The organism is Kitasatospora sp. GP30, assembly GCF_029892145.1.
In the GTDB taxonomy this organism is placed as follows: Bacteria; Actinomycetota; Actinomycetes; order Streptomycetales; family Streptomycetaceae; genus Kitasatospora; species Kitasatospora acidiphila.
Genome location: NZ_JARZAH010000009.1, coordinates 214,136 through 238,067, shown reverse-complemented (window position 1 = coordinate 238,067; position 23,932 = coordinate 214,136). Strand labels below are relative to the sequence as shown.

At 70.7% G+C, this 23,932-nt stretch carries 23 protein-coding genes and 1 rRNA gene; 16 read left to right on the top strand and 8 right to left on the bottom strand.

Going from position 1 to position 23,932, the window contains the following annotated elements; translation table 11 throughout:
- The 9 genes from rrf to pstB form a co-directional block, all read left to right on the top strand.
- Positions 1 to 75: ribosomal RNA gene (gene rrf / locus P3T35_RS17020) — 5S ribosomal RNA — on the top strand; the annotation flags it as partial.
- A gap of 103 nt (positions 76 to 178) precedes the next feature.
- The gene (mshD, locus tag P3T35_RS17015) at positions 179 to 1,096 is read left to right on the top strand and encodes a mycothiol synthase (RefSeq protein ID WP_101381694.1); all 918 of its coding nucleotides are present in this window, start codon (positions 179 to 181) and stop codon (positions 1,094 to 1,096) included.
- Positions 1,097 to 1,212: 116 nt separating this feature from the next.
- Positions 1,213 to 3,471, top strand: coding sequence for an RNA degradosome polyphosphate kinase (locus P3T35_RS17010; protein ID WP_280706544.1), 2,259 nt, complete (start codon positions 1,213 to 1,215; stop codon positions 3,469 to 3,471).
- Between the two features lie 59 nt (positions 3,472 to 3,530).
- Complete coding sequence (locus P3T35_RS17005; protein WP_101381696.1) at positions 3,531 to 4,637, top strand: CHAD domain-containing protein; 1,107 nt, start codon at positions 3,531 to 3,533, stop codon at positions 4,635 to 4,637.
- Between the two features lie 153 nt (positions 4,638 to 4,790).
- On the top strand, positions 4,791 to 5,192 hold the full coding sequence (locus tag P3T35_RS17000) for an NUDIX hydrolase (protein WP_228718692.1): 402 nt from the start codon (positions 4,791 to 4,793) through the stop codon (positions 5,190 to 5,192).
- 286 nt (positions 5,193 to 5,478) lie between these two features.
- Positions 5,479 to 6,615 (top strand): phosphate ABC transporter substrate-binding protein PstS, encoded by a 1,137-nt coding sequence (gene pstS, locus P3T35_RS16995; protein WP_101381698.1) that lies wholly within the window; start codon positions 5,479 to 5,481, stop codon positions 6,613 to 6,615.
- Positions 6,616 to 6,763: 148 nt separating this feature from the next.
- Entirely contained in the window at positions 6,764 to 7,783 is a 1,020-nt protein-coding gene (gene pstC / locus P3T35_RS16990; RefSeq protein WP_101381699.1) for a phosphate ABC transporter permease subunit PstC, read from the top strand.
- A complete protein-coding gene (gene pstA, locus P3T35_RS16985) occupies positions 7,780 to 8,859 on the top strand; it encodes a phosphate ABC transporter permease PstA (protein ID WP_101381700.1) in 1,080 nt (359 codons plus the stop codon). Before pstC ends, pstA begins: the two co-directional genes overlap by 4 nt.
- Before the next feature lie 41 nt (positions 8,860 to 8,900).
- Positions 8,901 to 9,677, top strand: a complete 777-nt coding sequence (gene pstB / locus P3T35_RS16980; protein WP_101381701.1) for a phosphate ABC transporter ATP-binding protein PstB — start codon at positions 8,901 to 8,903, stop codon at positions 9,675 to 9,677.
- 98 nt (positions 9,678 to 9,775) lie between these two features.
- Here the strand turns inward: pstB and P3T35_RS16975 are convergent, their stop codons facing one another.
- Together P3T35_RS16975 and P3T35_RS16970 are read right to left on the bottom strand one after the other, a co-directional pair.
- On the bottom strand, positions 9,776 to 10,771 hold the full coding sequence (locus P3T35_RS16975; protein WP_101381702.1) for an inorganic phosphate transporter: 996 nt from the start codon (positions 10,769 to 10,771) through the stop codon (positions 9,776 to 9,778).
- A 5-nt stretch (positions 10,772 to 10,776) separates the two neighbouring features.
- Positions 10,777 to 11,397 carry a DUF47 family protein gene (locus P3T35_RS16970; RefSeq protein ID WP_101381703.1) on the bottom strand — a complete coding sequence of 207 codons (621 nt, stop codon included), beginning with the start codon at positions 11,395 to 11,397 and terminating at the stop codon, positions 10,777 to 10,779.
- Between the two features lie 236 nt (positions 11,398 to 11,633).
- Here P3T35_RS16970 and P3T35_RS16965 point away from each other — a divergent pair, with 236 nt between their 5' ends.
- A complete protein-coding gene (locus tag P3T35_RS16965; RefSeq protein ID WP_101381704.1) occupies positions 11,634 to 11,948 on the top strand; it encodes a metal-sensitive transcriptional regulator in 315 nt (104 codons plus the stop codon).
- On the opposite strand, the gene P3T35_RS16960 is transcribed toward P3T35_RS16965, so the two are convergent.
- Positions 11,926 to 12,159, bottom strand: a complete 234-nt coding sequence (locus P3T35_RS16960; protein ID WP_101381705.1) for a hypothetical protein — start codon at positions 12,157 to 12,159, stop codon at positions 11,926 to 11,928. The two genes, P3T35_RS16965 and P3T35_RS16960, sit on opposite strands and share 23 nt — an antisense overlap.
- Before the next feature lie 218 nt (positions 12,160 to 12,377).
- Complete coding sequence (locus tag P3T35_RS16955; RefSeq protein ID WP_101381706.1) at positions 12,378 to 13,256, bottom strand: hypothetical protein; 879 nt, start codon at positions 13,254 to 13,256, stop codon at positions 12,378 to 12,380.
- A 205-nt stretch (positions 13,257 to 13,461) separates the two neighbouring features.
- Between P3T35_RS16955 and P3T35_RS16950 the strand changes: the two genes are divergently transcribed.
- Positions 13,462 to 13,644, top strand: coding sequence for a hypothetical protein (locus P3T35_RS16950; protein WP_143676870.1), 183 nt, complete (start codon positions 13,462 to 13,464; stop codon positions 13,642 to 13,644).
- A gap of 25 nt (positions 13,645 to 13,669) precedes the next feature.
- Here the strand turns inward: P3T35_RS16950 and P3T35_RS16945 are convergent, their stop codons facing one another.
- Both P3T35_RS16945 and P3T35_RS16940 read right to left on the bottom strand, forming a co-directional pair.
- Positions 13,670 to 14,383: a phosphatase PAP2 family protein gene (locus P3T35_RS16945; RefSeq protein WP_101381707.1), complete on the bottom strand. Its 714-nt coding sequence runs from the start codon at positions 14,381 to 14,383 to the stop codon at positions 13,670 to 13,672.
- A 79-nt stretch (positions 14,384 to 14,462) separates the two neighbouring features.
- Positions 14,463 to 15,548: an NlpC/P60 family protein gene (locus P3T35_RS16940; RefSeq protein ID WP_101385188.1), complete on the bottom strand. Its 1,086-nt coding sequence runs from the start codon at positions 15,546 to 15,548 to the stop codon at positions 14,463 to 14,465.
- 362 nt (positions 15,549 to 15,910) lie between these two features.
- On the opposite strand from P3T35_RS16940, the gene P3T35_RS16935 reads away from it, so the two are divergent.
- The 5 genes from P3T35_RS16935 (at position 15,911) to P3T35_RS16915 (ending at position 21,556) form a co-directional block, all read left to right on the top strand.
- Complete coding sequence (locus tag P3T35_RS16935) at positions 15,911 to 16,285, top strand: hypothetical protein (RefSeq protein WP_280706558.1); 375 nt, start codon at positions 15,911 to 15,913, stop codon at positions 16,283 to 16,285.
- A gap of 197 nt (positions 16,286 to 16,482) precedes the next feature.
- Positions 16,483 to 17,304 carry a hypothetical protein gene (locus P3T35_RS16930; protein WP_180356547.1) on the top strand — a complete coding sequence of 274 codons (822 nt, stop codon included), beginning with the start codon at positions 16,483 to 16,485 and terminating at the stop codon, positions 17,302 to 17,304.
- Positions 17,294 to 18,577: a hypothetical protein gene (locus tag P3T35_RS16925; protein WP_280706533.1), complete on the top strand. Its 1,284-nt coding sequence runs from the start codon at positions 17,294 to 17,296 to the stop codon at positions 18,575 to 18,577. Before P3T35_RS16930 ends, P3T35_RS16925 begins: the two co-directional genes overlap by 11 nt.
- Before the next feature lie 6 nt (positions 18,578 to 18,583).
- Positions 18,584 to 20,164, top strand: a complete 1,581-nt coding sequence (locus P3T35_RS16920; RefSeq protein ID WP_101381708.1) for an SCO6880 family protein — start codon at positions 18,584 to 18,586, stop codon at positions 20,162 to 20,164.
- Between the two features lie 48 nt (positions 20,165 to 20,212).
- Positions 20,213 to 21,556, top strand: a complete 1,344-nt coding sequence (locus P3T35_RS16915; RefSeq protein ID WP_101381709.1) for an ATP-binding protein — start codon at positions 20,213 to 20,215, stop codon at positions 21,554 to 21,556.
- A gap of 20 nt (positions 21,557 to 21,576) precedes the next feature.
- On the opposite strand, the gene P3T35_RS16910 is transcribed toward P3T35_RS16915, so the two are convergent.
- Together P3T35_RS16910 and P3T35_RS16905 are read right to left on the bottom strand one after the other, a co-directional pair.
- Positions 21,577 to 23,070, bottom strand: a complete 1,494-nt coding sequence (locus P3T35_RS16910; protein ID WP_101381710.1) for a HAMP domain-containing sensor histidine kinase — start codon at positions 23,068 to 23,070, stop codon at positions 21,577 to 21,579.
- 71 nt (positions 23,071 to 23,141) lie between these two features.
- Positions 23,142 to 23,915: a response regulator transcription factor gene (locus P3T35_RS16905; RefSeq protein ID WP_101381711.1), complete on the bottom strand. Its 774-nt coding sequence runs from the start codon at positions 23,913 to 23,915 to the stop codon at positions 23,142 to 23,144.
- Between the last annotated feature and the right edge of the window lie 17 nt (positions 23,916 to 23,932).

Sequence of the window (23,932 nt, the reverse complement as noted above, 5' to 3'; positions counted from 1 at the left end):
AACCCGGAAGCTAAGCCTTACAGCGCCGATGGTACTGCAGGGGGGACCCTGTGGGAGAGTAGGACGCCGCCGAACAATTCTTCAGAAGAAGCCCCGACGGGCAACCGTCGGGGCTTCTTCGCGTTCTGGCTCCTGCTATTCCAAGTGGCCCGAGCTGACCCGGCGTAAGGTCGCATACATGGCCATCCACACCACCGAAACGCTCACCACCGAGGATCTCGCCGCCATCCGGACCGTCCTGGAGGCTGCTGCCCAGGCCGACGGACGCGAGGCCGTCTCCGAGGCGGGCCGGCTCCGGCTGCGTGCCGACAATCCGCGCCCCGGTATCCGGCATCTGGTGCAGACCCACCAGGGCGCGCCCGCCGGCTACGCGCAGTTGGAGGAGCCCGCCGAAGGCGGCGCCGCCGCGACCGTGGAACTCACCGTGCACCCGGAGCTGCGCGGGCAGGGCCTGGGCCGCGAGTTGGTGGACGCGGTGCTCGCGACCGCCGGCCAGGACCGCGGCCTCGACTTCTGGGCGCACGGTGGCCACCCGGCGGCCGCCCGGCTGGCTCAGCGCTACGGCGCCGAGCTGATCCGCGAGCTGCGGCAGATGCGCCGCACCGCGCCGGCGCCGGAGCAGGCCCCGCTGCCCGAGGGCGTGACCGTCCGCGCGTTCCGGCCGGGGCAGGACGACGAGGCCTGGCTGCGGCTGAACGCCCTGGCTTTCGCCCACCACCCGGAGCAGGGTTCCTGGACCACGCGGGACCTGGCCGACCGGCTGGCCGAGCCCTGGTTCGACCCGAACGGCTTCTTCCTCGCCTTCCGGAACGAGCGGCTGGTCGGCTTCCACTGGACCAAGGTGCACCCGGCCACCGCGACCGAGCCCGAGCTGGGCGAGGTCTATGTGGTGGGTGTCGACCCGGCCGAACAGGGCAACGGCCTGGGCCGGGCGCTGACCACGGTCGGCTTGCGCCACCTGGCCCTGGACCGCGGCCTCGACACCGTGCTGCTCTACGTCGACGCGGACAACACGGCGGCGGTGCGGGTATATGAACGAGTGGGCTTCGTCGTCCACGAAGTAGACCTGATGTACCAGGTGAAGCGCGGTAGCTGAGCGCGACCGGGGCCCGACCGCCTCAGCTTTCCTCCTGGCCATGCGGTGTTTACCGTGGATTCAATTGACGCCGCGAAGATCACAGGATGACGTCCGTAGTGTCTCGCTCCCGCAGCTTGGGTCACGCGGCTCGGCTCGGTCGGCTAGCGACCGCGCCGGGCGGCTGGCCCTACCCGTCGGGTCCGTCGGGTGCGGAGCAGAACGGCACCTCGGACATCACGGCCCCGGAGGAGCTGGAACCCATGAGCATCACCAACGCGCTCGGTCGCTCGGTGGACAGCACGACCGACGGCGAGCCCGCCGCTCTGCCGCAGGGCCGATTCCTGGACCGTGAACGCAGCTGGCTGGCGTTCAACGAGCGGGTGCTGGAGCTGGCCGAGGACTCCGAGATCCCACTGCTGGAGCGGGCCAAGTTCCTCGCCATCTTCGCGAGCAACCTGGACGAGTTCTTCATGGTCCGGGTGGCCGGCCTGAAGCGCCGGATCGCCACCGGGGTGGCTCAGCGCAGCGCCTCCGGGCTGCAGCCGCGCGAGGTGCTGGACCAGATCTGGACCAGGTCGCGGGAGCTGATGGCCCGCCATGCGGCCACCTTCCAGCACGATGTGCTGCCCGACCTGGCCGCCGAGGGCATCGAGGTGGTGCGCTGGGGCGAGCTCACCGACCACGAGCAGTCCCGGCTGCACACCCTGTTCCGGCAGCAGATCTTCCCGGTGCTGACCCCGCTGGCGGTCGACCCGGCGCACCCGTTCCCCTACATATCGGGACTGAGCCTCAACCTGGCCGTGGTGGTCCGCAACCCGGTCTCCGGCCACAAGCACTTCGCCCGGGTGAAGGTGCCGCAGTCGCTCTCCCGGTTCCTGGAGGCGTCCGCTCAGCGGTACGTGCCGCTGGAGGACGTGATGGGGGCGCACCTGGAGGAGCTCTTCCCGGGGATGGAGGTGCTCGCCCACCACGCGTTCCGGGTCACTCGCAACGAGGACCTGGAGGTGGAGGAGGACGACGCCGAGAACATCCTCAAGGCGCTGGAGAAGGAGCTGATGCGGCGCCGGTTCGGCCCGCCGGTGCGGCTGGAGGTGGAGGAGTCGATCGACCCCTACATCCTCGACCTGCTGGTGCGCGAGCTGAACATCACCGAGGCCGAGGTGTTCCCGCTGCCCGGCCCGCTGGACCTGACCGGCCTGTTCGGGATCGCCGATCTGGACCGCCCGGAGCTGAAGTACCGCAAGTTCGTGGCCGGTACCGCCCGGGCGCTGGCCGATGTCGAATCGGCCTCGCAGCCGGACATCTTCGCCGCCATGCGCGAACGGGACGTGCTGCTGCACCACCCGTACGACAGCTTCTCGACCTCGGTGCAGGCCTTCCTGGAGCAGGCCGCCTCCGACCCGAACGTGCTGGCGATCAAGCAGACGCTGTACCGCACCTCCGGCGATTCGCCGATCGTGGACGCGCTGATCGACGCCGCCGAGTCGGGCAAGCAGGTGCTGGTGCTGGTCGAGATCAAGGCGCGCTTCGACGAGCAGGCCAACATCAAGTGGGCCCGGAAGTTGGAGGAGGCCGGCTGCCATGTGGTCTACGGGCTGGTGGGGCTCAAGACGCACTGCAAGCTGTCGCTGGTGGTTCGCCAGGAGGGTGAGACGCTGCGCCGCTACGCGCACGTCGGTACTGGCAACTACCACCCGAAGACCGCCCGGCTGTACGAGGACCTGGGGCTGCTGACCAGCGACCCGCAGGTCGGCGGCGACCTCTCGGACCTGTTCAACCGGCTCTCCGGCTACTCGCGCCGGGAGTCCTACCGCCGGCTGCTCACCGCACCGCGCGGGCTGCGGGACGGGCTGCTCGTCCGGATCCGCAACGAGGTCGCCAACAAGGAGGCGGGCCTGCCGGCGTACATCAAGATCAAGGTCAACTCGATCGTCGACGAGGCCGTGATCGACGAGCTCTACCGGGCCTCGCAGGCCGGTGTGCCGGTGGACATCTGGGTGCGCGGGATCTGCGCGCTGCGCCCCGGGGTGGCCGGTCTGAGCGAACACATCCGGGTCCGCAGCGTGCTCGGGCGGTTCCTGGAGCACTCCCGGCTGTTCGTCTTCGGCAATGCCGGAGATCCCGAAGTCTGGTTCGGCAGCGCGGATATGATGCACCGTAACCTTGACCGGCGGATCGAGGCGCTGGTCCGGGTGGCCGATCCGGCGCACCGTGCGGAGCTGTCCGGACTGCTCGATCTCGGTATGGCCGAGGACACCGCCTCCTGGCATCTGGGCCCGGACGGCGCCTGGCTCAGGCGGAGCCATGATGCCGACGGCCGCCGGCTCCGTGACATCCAGGAGCTGCTCATCGACTCGCGCCAGCGCCGCCGGAGTTCCGTCGGCGGTCTCTGACCATCCGTCACTGCCCCGGGGGTTCGGCCTGCCCTGGGGGAACGGGGAGTACCCACCACATGACTGACGCGCCCATGACGGCCCCGGCGGCCACCGCGACCGCCGGGGAGGTCATCTCCCGGTATCTCACCGAGCAGGCGGGCAACTTCCTTCGCGCGCTGCCGCAGGCGGTGGGCGAGGCGGGAGCCAGACCCGGTGCGCTGCCGTCGCTCAACTCCCCGGCAGGCAGCGGGGGGACGCTGGAGCTGCTGCGCGCGGTGCGGCGGGTCGGCGGTGCGCTGAACACCTTCGGTGCCGTCTTCGAACCGGGCTGGGCGCACGAGTCACGGGCCGAACTGCGCTGGCTGCTCAACCTGTTGGCGCAGGAGCCGGCCTACCAGCGGCGCTCGGCGAGGCTGCTGGCGGCGGTGGACTCGCTGAGCGGGGCCGCGCCGGCCGGTGAGGGCGGTCCGGGCATGCTGGCCGGGCACCAGGGAGCGCCGAAGGCCCGGGCGCTCCTGGACCGCCAGCTGACCCTGGCCCGTACCCGCGCTCACAGCACCGTGCTGCAGGAGCTCCGCTCGGCGCGGCTGCACGCCCTGGCGGACCGGATGACGCTGCTGGTCGGTGAGGCGCCGCTGGTGGAGCCGGCCCGGGGGAAGGCCGGCGAGGTGCTGCCGTCGCAGGCGGCGGCGGCGTTCGCCGCGCTGGGCGCCGCCGTGCAGGCGCTGCCGCTGCGCCGGGCGGCGACCGCCTACCAGGGGGACGCGCTGCACCGGCTGGGCGGCGCGGAGCCGGCCGGGCCGGCGGTGGTGGTGCCGCCGCAGGGGCGGACGGGAGACGCGGACAGCGCGCTGGCGGCGGACGACGCGCCCTGGCACCGGGTGCGGATCCTGCTGAAGCGGGCCAGGTACGCCTTGGAGGTGTGCGGCCGGCCGGGGGACCAGCTGGTGGAGCTGGACCGGGTGCTGGACTGCCACCAGGAGGCGGCGGACGCGGCGGTGACGGCGGCGACGGCGGCGCGCACGCCGCGGATCACCCCTGCCACGGCCTATGTGCTGGGGGTGGTGCATGCTGATCAGCGGCTGGAGGTCGAGGCGGCGCGGTTCGCCTTCGGCAGCCGGTGGCCGGAGCTCCCGCTCAGCCTGGACGGCTGGGAGGGGCCCCCAGGACAGCGGATGGGATGAATGGGCGAGCAGCGGTCCGAGCAGTTGGCCCGCCGGCAGCTGCGGGAGGCGAGGCGGTCGGTGCCGTGGCACGGTGAACGGTCGCACGCCGCTCGGCCGGCCGGCGCCGGGCACCCGGCGGGAACGCCCCGGACGATCCTGGCGGCGGGCGCGGTGCTCTGGACGCCGGGCGAGCCGCGGGCCGACGGCACGTTGCGCCGGCCCCGGATCGCGTTGATCCACCGCCCCAAGTACGACGACTGGAGCCTGCCGAAGGGCAAGCTGCGGCGCGGTGAGTCGCCCTGGGAGGCGGCGGTCCGCGAGGTGGCGGAGGAGACCGGGCTGGTCTGCCGGCTGCTGGCGCCGCTGCCCGCGCAGCACTATCTGGCGAACGGCCGCCCCAAGGAGGTCCGCTACTGGGCGGCGGTGCCGGTCTCCGGGGAGTTCCGGCCGAACCGGGAGGTGGACCGGATGAAGTGGCTGAAGCCGGACAAGGCCCGGGCCAAGCTCACCCATGACCGGGACCGGCTGCTGATCGACGCCCTGCTGGAGCAACTGGCGCGCCGATCTGACTGAATGTCGGCGGATCTGCTTCTGTTGGTCCGTCGGAGGGGTGCACGTCAGCTGATCTCGTGTCTTGGTTGACTCCTTGCCGTGATGCAACCGTGACTACCGGACCATGTTTCCTGGCATCCGTTCGAGGTTCACCCTCCATTCACTTACGACCGGCTGATGCGTCACCTGCCCCGCCTAGCTTCGGTCCTACCGGAGGGCCGAAGAGGCCCCGGACCACAGCAAGGTCCGCGCCGGGCGCCCGACCAGGGGTCGGGCCCGCGGACTGTGCCAAAGAAAGGGACACCCTGTGAAGCTCCAGCGGAACGGCCGCTCCAAGGCCCTCGCGATCGGTGCCGTGGCGCTCGTCAGCTCGCTGTCGCTCGCGGCCTGCGGCTCGGACAACAACAACTCCACCGGCGGCGCGACCGCCAGCGGTGGCGCCAGCCCGGCGGCCGCGATCGCGTGTGCGAGCAAGCAGGCCAACCTGCTGGCCGCCGGCTCGACCGCGCAGGGCAACGCCATCGACGTGTGGAAGAACGCCTACGGCAACGCCTGCTCGGGCACCACGCTGAACTACAACGGTGTCGGCTCCGGTGCCGGTGTCGCGCAGTTCAACCAGGGCAAGGTCGCCTTCGCCGGCACCGACTTCGCGCTCAAGCCGACCGACATCGACGCCTCCAAGGCGGTCTGCCAGGGCGGTCAGGCGATCGACCTGCCGATGGTCGCCGGTCTGGTCTCGATCGTCTTCAACGTGGACGGTGTCAGCCACCTCACGCTGGACGGCTCGACCACCGCGAAGATCTTCAACTCGGAGATCACCAAGTGGAACGACCCGGCGATCGCCGCGCTGAACCCGGGCGTCACCCTGCCGTCGACCGACATCACCACGTTCCACCGCTCGGACGACTCCGGCACCACCTACAACCTGACCTCGTACTTCGGCAAGGCCTCGAACGGCGCCTGGACCGCCGCGCCGAACAAGACCTGGCAGGGCAAGGGCGGCCAGTCGGCCAGCGGCAGCGCCGGCGTCTCCTCGCAGGTCAAGGCCACCAAGGGCTCGATCGGCTACGTCGAGCTCTCCTACGCCCAGATCAACGGCCTGAACAGCGCCTCGATCAACACCGGCGCCAGCAAGGCGGTCGACCCGACCGCCGCCAACGCGGCCATCACGCTGGGCAACTCCACCGTGGTCGGCACCGGCAACGACCTGGCGCTGCAGCTGGACTACGGCACCAAGGCGGAGAACGCCTACCCGATCGTCCTGGTGACCTACGAGGTCGCCTGCGACAAGGGCAACAAGGCCGACACGCTCGACAGCCTGAAGTCCTTCCTCACCTACACGGCCAGCGACGCCGGCCAGCAGGCGATCTCCAGCAAGGGCTACGTCCCGATGCCGGCGGCCGTCGGCACCAAGGTGAAGGCCGCGATCACCAACCTCAGCTGACGATCCGAGCAGCCGCGGGCGGCTCCCTCACGGGAGGAAGAGCCGCCCGCGCCGCCCGGCCCGTCCACCGCACCACTCGTCCGGGGCACCGCCGCCATGGTGCCGCTCCTGAGCCGGAGCAGCGCCGCCAGACCGGAGTAAGAACCTCATGACTTCCGCACCCCCCGATCACCCCGGGGACCGCACCCCAGCGTCCGACACACCACCCGGGCAGCCGACGATCTCCCTGCGGGGCACCGGCCGCCTGGGCGACCGCCTGTTCCGCCTGGCCTCGTCCGGCTCCGGCGTCCTGCTGCTGGTCATCATGGCCGCCATCGCGGGCTTCCTGCTGTACCGCAGCGGGATGGCGCTCAGCAAGGACAAGACGAACTTCCTCACCACCTTCGAGTGGGACCCGGACAACATCCTGAAGCCCAGCTTCGGCATCGCCGTGCTGGCCTTCGGAACGATCGTCAGCGCGGCGATCGCGATGGTGATCGCGGTTCCGGTGGCGATCGGCATCGCGCTGTTCATCTCGCACTACGCGCCGCGCCGGATCGCCCAGCCGTTCGCCTACCTGGTGGACCTGCTGGCGGCCGTGCCCAGCATCATCTACGGCCTGTGGGGCGCGCTCTACCTGGTGCCGCACATGGCGGGCCTGAACAGCTGGCTGGACCAGTACCTCGGCTGGACCTACATCTTCAAGGTCAGCCAGCACGGGGCGCCGGCCCGCAACCTGTTCACCGTCGGCATCCTGCTGGCCATCATGGTCCTGCCGATCATCACCGCGGTCAGCCGCGAGGTGTTCCGCCAGGTCCCGCGGATGCACGAGGAGGCGGCACTGGCGCTCGGCGCCACCCGCTGGGAGATGATCCGCACCGCGGTGCTGCCGTTCGGCCGCCCGGGCATCATCTCGGCCTCCATGCTGGGCCTGGGCCGCGCGCTGGGCGAGACCATCGCGGTGGCCACCGTGCTCTCCGCCAGCGACAAGCTCTCGTTCCACCTGCTGGACGCGGGCGGCGGCACCTTCGCGCAGAACATCGCGCTGAAGTTCGGTGAGGCCGGTACGGTCGGCAAGGACGCGCTGATGGCCTCCGGTCTGGTGCTGTTCGTGATCACCCTGCTGGTGAACGGCGCGGCCCGGCTGATCATCGCCCGCCGCAAGGAGTACTCGGGGGCGAACGCATGACCACCACGACCACCGTTTCGGACCGCACTCCGGTCCCGCAGCTCAACGGCCGGCTCACCGCCGCCCGGCTGCCCCGCTGGGCCCCGGCCGGCGTGGCCGTGCTGTCCATCGCGCTCGGCTGCGGGATCGGCGCCGGCGCCGGCCTGGCCAGCCACATCCAGTGGGGCCTGATCGCCGCGCTGCTCTTCGTGGCGCTGAGCTTCTCCCTCTCGGCCAAGATAGAGGGCGTCCGGCAGGCCAAGGACCGGCTGGCCACCTCGCTGATCTGGGTCGCCTTCATCCTGGCCGTGGTGCCGCTGATCTCGCTGCTGGTCTACACCGTGCAGCAGGGCAACGGCGTGGTGGACGGCAACTTCCTCAGCCACTCGATGCGCGGGGTGCTCCAGTCCGGCCCGGGCGGCGGCATCTACCACGCGCTGCTCGGCACCCTGCAGCAGGTCGGCCTGGCCACCGCGATCGCCGCGCCGATCGGTCTGCTCACCGCCGTCTACCTGGTCGAGTACGGCCGCGGCCGACTGGCCAAGGCGGTCACCTTCTTCGTCGACGTCATGACGGGTGTCCCGTCGATCGTCGCCGGTCTGTTCATCCTCTCCGTCTGGAACCTGGGTCTCGGGTTCGACTACTCCGGCTTCTCGGGCAGCCTGGCGCTGTCCATCCTGATGATGCCGGTGGTGGTCCGCTCCACCGAGGAGATGCTGCGGCTCGTGCCCAACGAGCTGCGCGAGGCCTCCTACGCGCTGGGCGTGCCGAAGTGGAAGACCATCATGCGGGTCGTCATCCCGACCGCGATCGGCGGCATCACCACCGGTGTGATGCTGGCCGTGGCCCGGATCACGGGTGAGACGGCGCCGGTGATGATGCTGGTCTTCGTCTCGGACTCGATCAACCCGGATCCGTTCAACGGTCCGCAGATGAACCTCCCGGTCTACATCTGGCAGCAGTACTCCCAGGTCAACAACAGCTTCGGGTACGCCCGGGCCTGGGGTGCGGCACTGGTCCTGATCGCCTTCGTGATGGCGCTCAACCTGGTCGCCCGCGGCATCGCCCGCTGGCGCTCGCCCAAGACCGGCCACTGACCGCCCGACTGACGTACGAAAAGACGAGAGAAGAAAGAATCATGGCGAAGCGCATCGACGTCAGCGGACTGTCGGCCTTCTACGGTGGTACCAAGGCCATCGAGGACATCTCGATGACCATCGAGCCCCGCTCGGTGACCGCCTTCATCGGCCCCTCCGGCTGCGGCAAGTCCACCTTCCTGCGCACCCTGAACCGGATGCACGAGGTGATCCCGGGCGCCCGGGTCGAGGGCAAGGTCCTGCTGGACGACGAGAACCTGTACGGCCCGGGGGTCGACCCGGTGGCGGTGCGCCGCACCGTCGGGATGGTCTTCCAGCGGCCGAACCCGTTCCCGACCATGTCGATCTACGACAACGTGGCGGCCGGCCTGAAGCTCGCCGGCGTCAGGAAGAAGTCGGTGCTGGACGGCATCGTGGAGCACTCGCTGAAGGGCGCCAACCTCTGGAAGGAGGTCCACAACCGGCTGAACAAGCCGGGTGCCGGCCTCTCCGGCGGCCAGCAGCAGCGTCTGTGCATCGCCCGGGCGATCGCGGTGGAGCCGCAGGTGCTGCTGATGGACGAGCCCTGCTCGGCGCTGGACCCGATCTCCACGCTGGCGATCGAGGACCTGATCGGCGAGCTCAAGTCGCGCTTCACCATCGTGATCGTGACCCACAACATGCAGCAGGCGGCCCGGGTCAGTGACCGCACCGCCTTCTTCAACCTGGCCGGGGTCGGCCAGCCGGGCAAGCTGATCGAGCTGGACGACACCCAGCGGATCTTCTCCAACCCGTCCGTGCAGGCGACCGAGGACTACATCTCGGGCCGCTTCGGATAGAGCTGCCCTTCGGTGCTGCATGGCGGTGCCGCCGCGGGGCATGAAAGGGCCCGCCCTCGGGACGCGAGGGCGGGCCCTTATCCGTGCGTGCGACCCGGCTAACGGACGATCAGGTCGGTCAGCCAGAAGACCCCGGCAGCGACCAGCGCGGAGGCCGGCATGGTGATGAACCAGCCGAGCACGATGTTCTTGGCCACCCCCCAACGGACCGCGCGGACCCGCTTGGTGGCACCCACGCCCATGATCGCCGAGGTGATCACATGGGTGGTGGAGATCGGCGCCTTGTAGACGTACGAGGTGACGTACATGATCGCGGCCGAGGTGGCCTCGGCGGCGAAGCCCTGCGGCGGGTCCAGCTCGATGATCTTGCGGCCCAGGGTGCGCATGATCCGCCAGCCGCCCGCGTAGGTGCCCAGCGACAGAGTCGCGGCGCATGAGACCTTGACCCAGATCGGGATCCCGTTGCCGGTCTGGTGACCGGAGATGGTCAGCGCCATCACCACCACACCCATGGTCTTCTGGGCGTCCTGCAGACCGTGGGCCAGCGCCATCGCCGCGGCCGAAGCGGTCTGCGCGACCCGGAAGTTGCGCTTGGCGCGGTGCGGGTTGGCCCGGCGGAACAGCCACAGGATGGCCAGCATCACCAGGTAGCCGACGATCAGGCCGACGATCGGGGAGACCACCATCGGAATGATGATCTTGTCGATCACGCCGCTCCAGATCACCCCCGTGCCGGCGGCCAGGGCCGCGCCGACCAGGCCGCCGAAGAGCGCGTGCGAGGAGGAGGACGGCAGTCCGAAGTACCAGGTGACCAGGTTCCAGGCGATCGCGCCGACCAGGGCGCCGAACAGGACGGTCATCCCCTCGGAGCCGTGCGGGGTTTCGATCAGGCCCTTGGAGACGGTCGACGCCACCCCGCTGCCGAGGAAGGCGCCGGCCAGGTTCATCACCGCGGCCATCGCCAGCGCGGCGCGCGGGGTGAGGGCCCGGGTGGAGACCGAGGTGGCGATGGCGTTCGCCGAGTCGTGGAAGCCGTTGGTGTAGGTGAAGAAGAAGGCAACGCCGATGACGACGATGAGTGCTGCCATGTCCACGCTGGTCAGGACTCCTTGACGGCGATGGTCTCCACCGTGTTGGCCACGTGCTCGAAAGCGTCCGCCGCCTCCTCAAGAACGTCGACCACCTGCTTGAGCTTGAGCACCTCGATCGCCTCGTACTGGCCGCTGAACAGGTGGGCCAGCAGCTTGCGGTGGATCTGGTCGGCCTGGTTCTCCAGCCGGTTGACCTCGATCCAGTACTCGGTCAGGTTGGACATGCTGCGCAGGTTGGGCATCGCCTCGGCGGTCAGCTCGGCAGCCCGGGCCAGCACCTCGATCTGCTGCTCCACACCCTTGGGGAGGGCCTGGATGTCGTAGAGCACGACGAGGTCGACGGCCTCCTCCATGAAGTCCATGATGTCGTCCAGCGAGGAGGCCAGGCTGTAGATGTCCTCGCGGTCGAACGGGGTGATGAAGGAGGAGTTCAGCTGGTGGAAGATCGCATGGGTGGTGTCGTCACCCGCGTGCTCGGCGGCGCGCATGCGCTCGACGATCTCCGCGCGGGCAGACACGTCTGAGCCCAGCAGTTCCAGCAGGAGCTTCGAACCGACGACCAGGTTCTCCGCGGCGGCGGCGAACATGTCGTAGAAGCTCGTCTCCTTCGGGGTCAGGCTAAAACGCACGGAAATCTCCGATGTGCGGGGGAGGGACTCAACGATGCTAGGTGTTCGGCGCCGCACATGTGCAAACGGGGTGCACGGCTGGGAAGCGGATCCTCCTCTTCCAGGCGGCCTCGGTCTACGCGCATCATTCTGGCGGAATCCCGGCCCGATGACTGCCGTCCGGCACCCGCCGATCGCCACCCGCCCCCCGGACGGGGGAACCGCGACCGGGCCGCGCGGTGCGGGAGACTAGTGCCATGACGACCACCGAGGCCCACGGCGGACACGGCCCGTACGGCTACAGCAAGAACAAGGCGGACCACCTCAAGCGACTGCGCCGGATCGAGGGCCAGGCCCGCGGCCTGCAGCGGATGGTGGAGGAGGACGTCTACTGCATCGACATCCTCACCCAGGTCTCCGCGACCACCAAGGCACTGCAGTCCTTCGCCCTGGCGCTGCTGGAGGAGCACCTCGCGCACTGCGTCGCGGCGGCCGTCGAGGAGGGCGGCACGGCGGTGAACGACAAGGTGACCGAGGCGATGGCGGCGATCAGCCGGCTGCTGCGGAGCTGATCGGACCCAGGCCGTCCGGGGGCTCGGGAGACGGCGGAGTCTCCGGGGCCCCGCCGGCCGCCGGGCGGTGCAGCAGCACCTCGTCGATCCGGGCGGTGGGCAGCCGCTCGGCGCTGCTGTCGGTGGCCGCGATCATCAGTTCACCGGCCAGCTCGATCTCGTCGAGGGCCGCGCTCTCCTGGCCGAACGCTCGATCCGCCGAGGACGACACCCAGCACCACCCCTTCAGCGCCGCTCAACGGGGCGGCAGCCACCCTCCCCCAGCCTTCGGCCGGGAGGCGCCCCCAACCAGCCTAGAGAGTGCCCGGCCGCCGCCCCATGGCACGGACGGGCCATCTCTGGTGCGCAACTGGGTGGCCCCGAGGCGGCGCCCCGATGGTGCGTCACATCGGTTCCCGGTGGTGCGTCAGCTCGGCGTCCGACGGTGCGTCACTTCGGCGAGGCGGAGCCGCCGTCCTTCAGCTCGACCACGTCGCCGCCGGCCGGCTCGGAGACGGAGACCGCGGTGCCGTAGTCGCTCAGCGCGACCGTGGAGGTGACCTGCACCTGGTCCTTGGGGTCCTTGGAGCCGGCCACCCCGGCGAAGGTGAAGCTCTCGATCATCCGGTGCAGCCGGCCCTGCGCGTCCAGCCAGGCCTCGAACGGCACCTCCTTGACGGTGAAGGTGGCGGCCGCCATCCGCAGCCCGTAGCCGGCCTGCCCGCCGGCCGCGTCGGCGGCCTTGGCCAGGTCCAGGGTGCCCTTGTAGTGCTTCAGCGGGATCCCGTCCACGGTCTCGTCGCCGGCCACGGCCGCCTGCTGGGCGCCGCGCAGCGCGGCCGCGGCGGTGGCAGGGTCGGTGGCGCCGTTGCTGATCAGGTTGCCGTCGGCGAGCTGCCGCACGTCCAGCCTGACCCACTTGCCGGGGGCCACCCCCTTGGCCCCGCTGTTCTGCAGGAAGATCAGGCCCGGCTCGTAGATCTCCACCACCGGGCCGTGGGTGGCCGCGCCGGGCGGCACCTGCACCTCCAGCCGGCCGATCCGCTTGACGTAGTCGTACGGGCCGCCGCCGGTGAACGAGGCCTTCTTGGACCCCGAGACGGTGGTCAGCTGGGTGGCGGCCTGCACCGAGCCGGTGTGGCCGGTGATGTCCGGGGCGTTGCGCACCGCGGTCAGCGGGTCGTCGGCGAGCTTGTCGGCCACCGGGCTGCCGGACGCGCCCGCGTCGCTGGAGCCGGCCGAGCCACCGCCGCAGCCGGTGAGCACGGCGGCGAGCAGGGCGGCTGCGGCGGCCGAGCCGATGGCCCGGGTTTGGCGCGACGTCGTCATGGTGAACTCAACCCCCATGGTGAGCGACCCCCTCGGGCCGGAGAACCGGCGAGCCGCCGCCCCTGGCTGGGCGGGGCCGGTACTGCCGAGAACGAGGCCGGTACGCCGTGGGTTACGCGCCGCCGGGCGCGCGCCGGGCGGTTCGCGCCCCTCCCGGCCGCTGTGCGAAGCCGTCCGTTAAGAACGGTGCAGTACGGTGGACAACGTGTCGGCGGCAACACCCGAAGTGGATCCCCAGGCGCCCGGCGGGCACCTGGCAGAGGTGACCGAGCGCGGCTCCTTCGCCTTCGCGGCCTGCAGTTGCGGCTGGTTCGCCCCGGCCCGCCGCTCCCGGGACAAGGCCCGGCGGGACGTCGCGGAGCACCTGGAGAGCCTGCAGCAGGGCTGACGGCCCCAGCGGCACTGACGGAGGCTCAGGCGGCCAGGTCGGATTCGGAGGCGGGCGGCAGTTCGGCGCTGGGCGAGCCGCCGCGGCGCCGCCGTCGGCCGTCACCGGCCCTGGCCGGGCCCGCGGTCACCAGCGGCGCGGCCGCGCTCCGGGCGACCGCGTGGCAGAGCGGCACCAGCACCACATTGGCGAGCGGTGCCAGCAGCAGCACCACGGCGACGGCCAGTGCGTAGCCGCCCAGCACGTCGGTCGGATAGTGCACACCCATGTAGAGCCGGCAGAAGCCCTGCAGCAGTGCCAGCACCCCGGCGATCGCCCCGAGCCGCCGGTTGACCAGGAAGAGCGCCACGGCCACGCCCATCGCCATGGTCGAGTGGTCGCTCACGAAGGAGTGGGTGCCGGCCTTGCCGGCGATCAGCACATCCAGGTCCGGATGGCTGACGAACGGTCTGGGCCGGTCCACGATCGCGGAGATCGGCAGGTTGGCCAGCTCCGCCAGCGCCACCGACAGCGGTACCCAGAGCATTCCGGCCACCGCCACCGGTGCGTCCGGGCGGCGGCGGGCGGTCAGCCAGCCGACCGCGATCAGCGTCAGCAGGCCGAGCAGGATGCCGTACTCGCCGACCCAGGAGACCAGCGAGTCCAGCCAGTGCGGCGCGCTCTTCGCCAAGCCGTTGACGGTGTAGAGCAGTTCGAGATCGGGGTTGCCGTCGCCCGGGTCGGCCAGCAGTGTGGACACCCCGTACCTCCTGTGCTCGGTCGACCGGCGCTGTCGGCTTGCAGCCTACTTGACCTGGCATGCCCGAGCTGGCACTCCGTCAGGGGGAGGGGCTGGCGGAGGCCGAGGCGAGCGAGGAGCCGCCCTTGCCGTCCAGCGCCGAGCCGCCGGTGATGGTGCCGTCGGGGGCCCTGCTGGGCAGCGCGGCGGCGCCGTCCGGGGTGACCCGGGTCGCGCCGATGTAGTCGGAGCGGTCGATCGCGTCGTAGCGGATCTGGGCACCGGTGTGCGGGGCGTCGATCATGTAGCCGCCGCCGACGTAGAGTCCGACGTGGTGGATGCTGCGCGGGTCACTCAGGTCGGTGGCGAAGAACACCAGGTCACCGGGGCGGAGTTGGTCGCGGCTGGGGTGCTGGCCCGAGTACCACTGGTCGTTGGCCACTCGGGGCAGGGTGATGCCGACCGAGGCGAAGGCGGCCTGGGTGAGCCCGGAGCAGTCGAACCGGCCGTCCTGCGAGGGCAGCCCCTCGCCGCCCCACAGATACGGGGTGCCCAGCTTGGTCTGCGCGAAGTAGATGGCGCCGTTGGCCTGCGCCGAGATCCCCACGGGGGCGCTGGGCGCGCTGAAGCTGCGCGCCAGCGAGAGGATCGAGTGAACGTAGTTCTGGGTCTCCGAGTAGGGCGGGATGCCGCGGTTGCGCAGCACCGCGTCGGTGCCGGCGTTGTAGGCGGCCAGCATGTTGGCCTGCGGGTCGCCGGGGACGGAGGCGACGTCCTTGGCGTAGGCGCAGTCGATCCGGGCGGCCATCGGGATGGCCTGGCCCGGGTCCCAGGGGTTGGTCCAACTCGGGTCCGCGTACTGCCTCCAGGTGTCCGGCATGATCTGACTGATGCCCTGCGCACCGACGTTGCTGACCGCGGTGGGGTTGAAGCCGCTCTCCTGGTAGAGCTGGGCGGCCAGCAGCGGAGCGGTCACCTGCGGGCAGGTGCTGCTGCCGGCCTGCTGGATCAGTGCCTGGTAGGCGGCCGGGACGGTGCCGGTGGCCAGCGAGACGTTGGAGCCGTAGCCGGCGTTGCCCTGGGGCAGGCCGCTCGCCGCATAGGTGCCGAGGCCGAGCAGCAGGAGGAAGCCGCCGCCAAGAGCTCCCGCAGCGATCGCCGCTCGGCCGCCATTCCGGAGTACCATCAGCACCATCCCGATGCAGTGTCAGAGTGCTTGTGTCCCAGGGTGCTGAGCTATCGGTTCGGCCCTGGACAGGAGCCTCCGGCGCGGTACCGGAACGCATATGCCCCCCGCACGCGCCAAGTCGAACGGCCGACACCTCTGCCAGTCTGCTGCAATGCGTTGCCCAGCGCAATCATCGGAGATACAAAGAGTGAGCGCTATCCTTCGTCCAGTGGACATCCTGGCAAACGTGTTCCGTGCCCCGCGACCAATCCTCAAAAAGTAGCCAAGTCGACATCAGATCCGGCCAAGAATAGGCCCTGGCCCTTCGCGCGTCGGTGGTCGTGGCCGTTGAATTGCCTGATCAGGCGGTGAGACAGGAAATGCACGTGAGTGACACAGTGAGCAGCGTGGGCAACACAGTGAATGGATACGCAAGCGGCCTGCTGGCCGCGGACCCTCCGAAGAAGCCCGGCATCGACACCATCATCGGTGGCATCGCCCCTGATTGGGGCCCCTTCGCCACGCTGGGCTCGGAAGCCCGGATCATGGTCGAGGTGGTGATGGCCGTCGCGATCCTGGCCTGTCTGGCGATCGCGGTCTGGGGGGCGGCCAAGCAGCGGATCGGCGCCACGGCGCTGCGTGACACCTTCAGTGCCGAGCAGGGCAAGGGGCTGATCGTCGCCGGTCTGACCGGCGTGTTCATCATTGGATCACTCGGCACCCTGTTCACCATTGTGTACGGCATGGCCATCTGATGAACGTTCATCTGATGAGTGCGGTCTTCTGATGGCTGCGTTCGTCTGATGACCTGACAGCCGACCGGGCCTGCGGCCGGGTCGGCCCACCGACGCTCCCCCGGCCTCCGGCCGGGGGCACCCCATTGCCTCCGCGCCGCAAGCCCGGAAGACCACGATGGAGCCCACCCCCGGCTCCCTGTCCCAGGAGGGCCGCCGTGCCGTTGCCCGACGACCAGCCGCACACCCGTACGCGGCTGCCGGTCGGCGAACAGGCCTCCGGCCAGCCGACCTCCCGTCAACCCAGGCCGCTGCGCACCCTGCTGACCGTCCTGGTGGTGGTCACCCTGCTCGTGGTGGCCATCTCCATCGCCAACAACGCCCGCACCGGCTCCCCGACTTCGGGAAGCGCCGGCGCGGGGCACTCCGCCGGCGCGGTACCGCCCACCGGCGCCGCCACCGCGCCCAGCGGCGACCAGCCGGTGACCACCAGCAGCAACGGCGTCGGCACCGGCTACCCGCACACCGACCAAGGCGCCCAGTCGGCCGCCGCCAACTACGCGGTGGCACTGGGCGGCGCGGACATGTTCCAGGCCGCCGGCCGGGGGCGGATCCTCGACACCATCGCCGACCCGGCCGCGCTGGGGGCACTGCGGGGGGTGCTGGACCAGGCGATGACCCCTCAGGTGCTGGCGCGGCTGGGGCTGGACGCCCAGGGCAAGGCACCGGTCGACCTGACCTTCGTCAGTCGTAGCAGTCCGATCGGTACCAAGACGGACGGTTACACGGCCGACAGCGTCAAGGCGGTGGTCTGGTGCGTGAGCCTGGTGGGGCTGGCCGGGCCCAACTCCACACTCCCGGTGCAGGCGAACTGGTACACCCTGACGCTCACCCTTCGCTGGGTCGACGGTGACTGGAAGCTTGCCTCCTACAGCCGTCAGGACGGGCCAGCGCCCCTTCCGGCCGATCAACAGGCCGCCACCGCCGATGAGATGACCGGTGCTGTTCAGCAGTTCGGAGGCTTCCGCTATGCCCGCTGAGACACGGCAGCCGACCGGCGCCCGTCGCGCTCTGACGCTCGGCGGGGTGATGGCGACGGTTCAGCTGGGCGCGATCCTGGCGGCGCAGCGGGCCTTCGCGGCGCCAAGCCCGTCGCCGTCCCCCTCGCCGTCCAGCACCAACGGGAACTGTCCGAACCTGCCGATGGCCTCGGACGGGATCCTCTGCGCCGACAAGCCCGGTTCTGTCCCCGGCTCCGGCACCGTGGGCTCCGTGACCGATCCGCTCGGTTCGTTGGCGAAGGCGTGTGCGCAGGCGGCGGCGTGGGTGGTGCGGAACCTGTCGGGGGCGATCGACAGCACGACGCAGGTGGACTTCACCAACACGGACTTCCTGTCGCAGTACGCGGTGGTGTTCGCGGCGTCGACGGTGCTGACGCTGGTGCTCTGGCTGCTGGCGGTGACCAAGCGGGCGGTCCGCGGGGTGCCGCTGACCCAGGCGATCTCGGAGGCCATCGGGTTCCTGTGGCTGACCGTGATCGCCTCGGCGTTCACCCCGCTGATCCTCTACACCTTGGTGGGGGCGACCGACGGGGTGACGGCGGTGATAGCGGCCGGGACCAAGTCGGGCACCGGCGACTACCTCGGCGGGTTCGCCGACACCCTGGAGCACGGGTCGATCGGTGGCGGGCCGCTGATCCTGGTGCTGGTCTCGCTGGTGGCGGTGCTGGCGGCGGTGGTGCTCTGGATCGAGCTGTGGGTGCGCACCGCGATGCTGTACGTGGGAGCGCTGCTCGGCACCGCGGTGTACGCGGGGCTGGTCGACAAGCAACTGTGGAAGCACGTGCGCCGCTGGGCGGGCCTGATGGCGGCGATAGACCTGGTCAAGCCGGTGATCGTGATAATCCTGGGGCTGGCTGCCGCGGTGGCCGGCGGCGCGGGGGCCTCCGACGACTTCTCCAGGGTGCTCGCCGGTCTGGCGATCCTGTTCCTGTCGGTCTTCGCCAGCTCCGCGATCTACCGCTTCGTGCCCGGCTTCGGCGACGAGATGATGCATCTGCGGCAGGCCCGGGCCAGCGCGGTCAGCGCCGGCCAGGCGATGATCAACGGGCCGGCCAACCTGGTCAAGCAGGGCATCTCGACGCACGGTTCGCGCGGCGGCGCGGAGACGGCGACCGCCTCGGCCAGCGGCGGCGCGGGCGGCGGCTCGGTCGCCCCCGGCATCGCCGCGCACGCCACCCGGCAGCCCGCCGCGCCGAAGACCCCGGCGGCACCGGCCCAGCCGCCGGCCCAGAACCCAGCGAAGGGAGGGTGACGCGCCTTGAGCAGTGAGCCGTTCGGCCAGTTCGGGGGGCAGTACGCCCAGCCGTACGTCCACCAGCGCCGCACCTACCTGATCGGCAAGTCCCGCCCGAACGCGCCGATCGGGCGCAACCGGGAGTCCGGGGAGATCATCCTGATCATCTTCGGCGCCTTCCTGGGGATGCTCTGGGGTCTGCTGGTGCCGATCCTGGCGCTGCGGATAGTCGGTCTGGTGGGCTTCCCGCTGCTGGCCATCGCCGCGGTGTACCTGCCGTACCGGCGCCGGACCTTCTACAAGTGGGTGGAGATCAACCGCACCTTCCGGCGCACCGTGCGCAGCGGCCGGGCGGTCTGGCAGTCCACGGCGATGGACGCCGGGACCCGGCTGGACGGCCGGGAGGTCGAGGTCGGCCCGCCGCCGGGGGTGGGGCGGCAGCGCTGGCTGAGCGCGCCGTTCGGGCCGGACGAGGTCGCCGTGCTGATGCACCTGGAGCGGCGCACCGTGACGGCCGCGATCGAGATCGAGGGCCCGGGTGTGGGGCTGCGCGACTCCGAGGACCAGGAGGCGCTGGTCGACCGGTTCGGCACCCTGCTCAAGCACGTCGCCAACGGGGACGGCTTCGTGACCCGGCTGCAGATCCTGGCCCGCACCCTGCCCGCCGACCCGGACGCGCACGCCAAGGACGTCGAGCGGCGCGGCGACCAGGACGCGCCGCGCTGGCTGCGGGACTCCTACGACCAGCTGCAGTCGATGGTGTCCACCTCCTCCGAGCAGCACCGGGCCTACCTGGTGGCCTGCATGCACTACACCCGGGACCTGGCCGCAGAGTCGCAGGCGATGGGCCGCAGCGCCTACGACAAGCGCGGCGCGGGCCGCGAGGACGACGGTCTGGCCGCCGTGATGGCCCGTGAACTGACCGACATCTGCGCCCGGCTGGCGGAGGCCGACATCCGGGTGCGGCAGCCGCTCGGCGAGGCCCGGCTGGCCTCGCTGCTGCACTCGATGTACGACCCGGACCACCCGATCGACCACATCCAGGCGATGACCCGGCGCAACGCCTGGCCGGCCGAGCTGGACGCCACCGACCCGCAGTACCTGCAGGCCAAGACCCGCGAGTCGGCCACCCGGGCGCCCTGGTGCCACGCCACCGCCTGGATCAAGGAGTGGCCGCTCACCCCGGTGGGCGTCAACTTCCTCGCCCCGCTGCTGGTGCACACCCCGGACGTGATCCGCACGGTAGCCGTCACCATGGACCTGGAGCCGACCGACGTGGCGATCGAGCGGATGCTCACCGAGAAGACCAACGACGAGGCCGAGGCCAGCCGTGCGGCCAAGATGAACCGCACGGTGGACCCGCGCGACCTGGCCCACACCGGCCGGGTCGACCAGCGCGGTGACGACCTGGCCTCCGGCGCGGCCGGGGTGAACCTGGTCGGCTACATCACGGTCTCCTCCCGCAACCCCGAGGCGCTGGCCCGCGACAAGCGGACCATCCGGGCCTCGGCCGGCAAGAGCTACCTCAAGCTGGAGTGGTGCGACCGCGAGCACCACCGAGCGTTCGTCAACACCCTGCCGTTCGCCACCGGCATCCGCCGCTGACCGTCTGCCACCGGCATCCGCCGCCGACCAACTGGAGCCCCCGTGGCCATGGGCAACATGACCGACTCGTTCACCAGCCTGATGTTCGGCAAGGTGGAGACCACCCGGCTGCCGGTGCGCACCTCCACCGGTCAGGCCCAGGCGGTCTACCTGCCCACCGCGGCACCGGGGTTGGGCGACTCCGGGGTGATCATCGGCCGTGAGGTGTACAGCGGCAAGGGCTACGTCTACGACCCGTTCCAGCTCTACGGCCAGCAGCTGCCGGCCCCGCACTGGCTGGTGCTCGGCGAGTCCGGCAACGGCAAGTCGGCGCTGGAGAAGACCTATGTGCTACGGCAGTTGAGGTTCCGCGACCGGCAGGTGGTGGTGCTGGACGCGCAGGGCGAGGACGGCGTCGGCGAGTGGAACCTGATCGCCAACGCGCTGGGCATAAAGTCGGTCCGGCTGGACCCGATGGCGGCCCGGGACGGCGGGGTCAAGCTCAACCCGCTGGACCCGGCGATCACCACCACCGGGCAGCTGTCGCTGCTGCGCACCATCATCGAGGTGGCGATGGGCCGCAGCCTGGAGGAGCGGGCCGGCTTCGCGCTGAAGGCCGCGCACGCCCATGTCCGGGCCACCGTGACGGACCGCCAGCCGATCCTCGGCGACATCATCGAGACGCTGCGCCGCCCCGACCTGTCCTCGGTGGAGTCGCTCGGGGTGGACCCGGAGGAGGTGCAGTCCTGGGGCCTGGACGTGGCCCTGGTGCTGGACCGGCTGGTCGACGGCGACCTGCGCGGCATGTTCGACGGGTCGACCACCGACGGCATCGACCTGGACGCGCCGCTGATCGTCTTCGACCTGTCGCACATCGACCGCAACTCGATCGCGATGCCGATCCTGATGGCGATCGTCGGCGTCTGGCTGGAGCACACCTGGATCCGCCCCGACCGCAGGAAGCGCATCTTCCTGGTCGAGGAGGCCTGGCACATCATCAACAGCCCGTTCGTGGCCCAACTCTTCCAGCGGCTGCTGAAGTTCGGGCGCCGACTCGGCCTGTCGTTCGTCGCCGTGGTGCACCACCTGTCGGACGTGGTGGACGGCGCCGCCGCCAAGGAGGCCTCGGCGATCCTCAAGATGGCCTCCACCCGCACCATCTACATGCAGAAGGCCGACGAGGCCCGGGCCACCGGGCGGGTGCTGGGCCTGCCCCGGTGGGCGGTGGAGATCATCCCCACCCTCTCCCCGGGCATCGCCGTCTGGGACGTCAACGGCAACGTCCAAGTGGTCAAGCACATCATCACCGAGAGCGAGCGCCCGCTGGTCTACACCGACCGCGCGATGACCGAGGATGCGGTGGCCGAGAGGATCCGGGCCGAACGTCAGCTCGCGGCGGAACCGGGAGTCTGACGCTCGGCCCGGGCGGACAGTCAGCCGGCTGCGGAGCCTGGCGGGTACGGCGGCTGCGGCGGCAGCGGGGGTGCCGCCGGGGGTGGTTCCGGGGCGCCGGGGAGGGTGACCACCGCGAACGCACCCGGGCCGCCGTCCGGCGCCGGACCCAGCGTGACCCGGCCGCCGCTGTCCTCCACGGTCTGCGCCACGATCGACAGGCCCAGCCCCGAGCCCGGCAGCTGCCGGGACGACGGGGAGCGCCAGAACCGGTCGAAGACGTACTGCAGTTCGTCCTCCGGGATGCCCGGGCCGTGGTCGCGGACCGTCAACCTCCCCTGGTGCAGGGTCACTTCGACGGCACCCGCCGGCGGGCTGTACTTCACCGCGTTGTCCAGCAGGTTCATCACGGCCCGCTCCAACGCGGCCGCGTCCGCCCGGGTGTACCAGGGCTCCAGGGCCACCTGGTAGTTCAGCCCCGGACCGCGCAACTTGGCCCGGTCCACGGCACGCTGGGCGATCTCGTGCACCGCGACCACCGCCACGTTCTGCCCCGGGCGCGGCGAGTCCGGTCGGGACAGCTGCAGCAAGTCACCGATCAGCACGGTGAGTTCCTGCATCTGTGCCTTCATCGAGCCGAGCAGCTTGGTCTTGGTGGCAGGCGGCAGCGGGCGGCCGGTGTCATCGCTGCGGATCAGCAGGTCCACATTGGTGCGCAGCGAGGTGAGCGGGGTGCGCAGCTCGTGCCCGGCATCCGCGATCAACCGGGTCTGCCGCTCCCGCGAGTTGGCGAGCGCAGTGGACATCGAGTTGAAGGACGAGGAGAGCCGGGCGATCTCGTCATTGCCGTGCACGGGGATCGTGGTGCCCACCTCCTCGGTGCGGGCGATGTGCTCCACCGCATCGGTGAGGTCGTCGACGGGACGCAGGGCGGCACGGGCGACGAGGCGCCCGGTGACGCCGGCGATGCCGATGCCGATGGCGGAGACGACGAGGAGGATGAAGCCGAGGTTCTGGAGGGAGTTGTCGACCTTGGCCAGCGAGGTGGCGGTGACCACCAGCGCCGGCTGGCCCGTCTGCCTGACAATGAGGGGGGTCAACCGGATCATGGCCGACTCCCCGTCGGTGTAACTGCCCACTCGGTAGGTGGATTTGACGGGCTGCTCAGGCGACACCGAGTTCAGCAGGTCCAAGTCGCTCTGGTGGAGCACGATTCCGCGCGCCGCGGGACCGGTCGGCACACAGATCTGGTTGCTGTAGGCCACTTCGAGGTCCCAGCGGTTCCCGCCGTAGCTCTCCTGATCCTGCGGCGGGAGCTGCTGGTACTTCTGCTTCGCAGCGTCAGCTGCGGCCTGCGGCGTGGTTTCGCAGGCTACGGGGGGGAGGTTATGCGGAATCGGCGCGGTCGCCAGCGTTTGCTGCTGCAGCGCGTACGTCTGGTCCCTCACGATGAACCAGCACGCAACCGAACACATCGCGATCGCCACCGCCACCGCCACCGACGCCAGCACCGCCAGCCGGCTGCGCAGCGACATGTCGTGGTACCACCGCGACAGCCGCCCGCGCGCCCGCTTCCCCCGTGAAACCGCTTTCGTCCCCATCACCCTCAGGCCGTCGCTCCGCTAGGCGCGCGCAGGGCGTAGCCGACCCCGCGTACGGTCTGGATGAGCCGGGGCATGCCGCCCTGCTCGGTCTTGCGGCGCAGGTACATCACGTAGACGTCCAGCGAGTTGGAGGACGGCTCGAAGTCGAAGCCCCACACCGCCTTGAGGATCTGCTCGCGGGTGAGCACCTGGCGCGGGTGCGAGAGGAACATCTCCAGCAGCATGAACTCGGTGCGGGTCAGCTCGATGGGCTTGCCGGCGCGGGTGACCTCGCGGGTGGCGGTGTTCATCTTCAGGTCGGCGAAGGCGAGCACCTCGGAGTCGTCCTCCACGGCGCCGGCCCGGGCGGCGGCCTCGGTGGCCAGCGCGTTGCGGCGCAGCAGGGCGCGGACCCGGGCCAGCAGCTCGTCCAGTTCGAACGGCTTGGCGAGGTAGTCGTCGGCGCCGACGTCCAGGCCGGTGACCCGGTCGCCCACCGCGTCGCGCGCGGTGAGCATCAGGACCGGGGCGGTGTCGCCGCGGGAGCGCATCCGGCGGACGGCGGTGAGGCCGTCCATCCGGGGCATCATGATGTCCAGCAGCACCAGGTCGGGCTTGTCGCGTTCGACGGCCTCCAGCGCCTCGTAGCCGTCGGTGGCGGTGCTGACCTCGTAGCCCTCGAAGGCGAGGCTGCTCTCCAGCGCGTCACGCAGCGCCGGCTCGTCGTCGACCACGAGCAGCCGCGCGGGCGGCGCGGAGGGCTCGGCGGGGTTGCGGTCGTCGGCGGGGGGAGTCATCGGCGGGGGTGCCCTCT

Coding starts and splice junctions, on each gene's coding strand:
- P3T35_RS16965 (WP_101381704.1), top strand. CDS start 11,634: ATGACGACCACCGAGGCCCACGGCGGACACGGCCCGTACGGCTACAGC.
- P3T35_RS16955 (WP_101381706.1), bottom strand. CDS start 13,256: ATGACGACGTCGCGCCAAACCCGGGCCATCGGCTCGGCCGCCGCAGCC.
- pstA (WP_101381700.1), top strand. CDS start 7,780: ATGACCACCACGACCACCGTTTCGGACCGCACTCCGGTCCCGCAGCTC.
- P3T35_RS16910 (WP_101381710.1), bottom strand. CDS start 23,070: ATGTCGCTGCGCAGCCGGCTGGCGGTGCTGGCGTCGGTGGCGGTGGCG.
- P3T35_RS16905 (WP_101381711.1), bottom strand. CDS start 23,915: ATGACTCCCCCCGCCGACGACCGCAACCCCGCCGAGCCCTCCGCGCCG.
- P3T35_RS16915 (WP_101381709.1), top strand. CDS start 20,213: ATGGGCAACATGACCGACTCGTTCACCAGCCTGATGTTCGGCAAGGTG.
- P3T35_RS16925 (WP_280706533.1), top strand. CDS start 17,294: ATGCCCGCTGAGACACGGCAGCCGACCGGCGCCCGTCGCGCTCTGACG.
- pstC (WP_101381699.1), top strand. CDS start 6,764: ATGACTTCCGCACCCCCCGATCACCCCGGGGACCGCACCCCAGCGTCC.
- P3T35_RS16935 (WP_280706558.1), top strand. CDS start 15,911: ATGCACGTGAGTGACACAGTGAGCAGCGTGGGCAACACAGTGAATGGA.
- P3T35_RS16940 (WP_101385188.1), bottom strand. CDS start 15,548: ATGGTACTCCGGAATGGCGGCCGAGCGGCGATCGCTGCGGGAGCTCTT.
- pstB (WP_101381701.1), top strand. CDS start 8,901: ATGGCGAAGCGCATCGACGTCAGCGGACTGTCGGCCTTCTACGGTGGT.
- P3T35_RS17005 (WP_101381696.1), top strand. CDS start 3,531: ATGACTGACGCGCCCATGACGGCCCCGGCGGCCACCGCGACCGCCGGG.
- mshD (WP_101381694.1), top strand. CDS start 179: ATGGCCATCCACACCACCGAAACGCTCACCACCGAGGATCTCGCCGCC.